The sequence below is a fragment of the Bacillus sp. P4_D3 genome, from assembly GCF_056401855.1.
In genome coordinates this window covers 1-1,111 of record NZ_JBFUIN010000899.1, presented here as the reverse complement: position 1 = coordinate 1,111, position 1,111 = coordinate 1, and the positions used below count along the sequence as shown (strand labels likewise).

At 32.1% G+C, this 1,111-nt stretch carries 2 protein-coding genes; both read right to left on the bottom strand.

The features are described from left to right. Positions 1-442: ankyrin repeat domain-containing protein (locus AC1DTM_RS27785; RefSeq protein ID WP_477001408.1), on the bottom strand; the 442-nt coding region annotated here is incomplete at its 3' end. 104 nt (positions 443-546) lie between these two features. Then, entirely contained in the window at positions 547-1,035 is a 489-nt protein-coding gene (locus tag AC1DTM_RS27780; protein ID WP_002199927.1) for an antitoxin YezG family protein, read from the bottom strand. Between the last annotated feature and the right edge of the window lie 76 nt (positions 1,036-1,111).

Sequence of the window (1,111 nt, the reverse complement as noted above, 5' to 3'; positions counted from 1 at the left end):
ACGTATAAGCGTCCATTTCTTTCATATTATTACCAGAATATTTTATCGTTATATCTATACCATTCATAACTAGCAATTTAACGATTTCAAAATGACTGCTATATATTGCAGCAAACAGAGGATTTCGATCCGGCTCACTAGTGTCTATTTCAACTTGGTGTTTAATGAGATACTCTGCAATATGTAAATGCCCTTTTGTAGCTGCTCTTTCAAGGGCATTTGTAGAAAAAGTCCCACACTTTGCATGAATATTAATTCCTGAATTGATTAAGTACTCTATTATTTCTAACTGTCCATGCGCTGTCGCTACATGTAACCACGTACCAAATGGCGTCACATATTCCAACATCTTAGGCTCTTTCTCAAGTAAACCTCTTAACGTGTCCAATTGACCACTCTTTATGGAATCTCTCATTCTTTTCGCAATTTGAATCTTATCCATTCTACTTCCCCTTTAATTCTTATCTTGTAGAAATAGCTTTGTAACTTATCGACCAATTTAAAACTCATGATTTTTATAAAAAAACATTTCTTCTTTCCATTCAGTTAAATGGGATTATTCAGAAATTCACTATCATACTTCTTGATTAAGACTTTATCATTTTCATCAATTGGTAATTCTCCTAAGTATTTATATTTCCAAATAATCATCTGATCACTAAAACTATATTCTGTATCGAACCAATTTGTATAATCGAAATGCATGTTAAATTTCCCACTATGTTCAAGCGACATCGTAAAGGCGTACCAAAGTTCTTGCTGATTATCTTTGAAAACATTTCTTAATTCTTTACTCAATCTATATAAAGAATCTTCTTTTCTTTCAAATTCAATTTCATCAATTTCATATTTAAAAGGAATTTCCACACTATATGTATACTTTTTTTCACTTCTGATGGTGTTATAGAAAAAGTAAGTTCCCCCTCCCGTTTCTGATATTTGAGCATAAAAATAAAATCCCTCCCACTCTTCCGGAATCATGTCATTAACCGTTTCCGCTATCTCTCTATATAACCTATTCAGTTCTTTTTCCAATCGACTTCCCCCTATTTGATTTTTACCATCCACTTTTTTCTATATTATACCATCCTCTCGATTAGCTCTGTTTTTA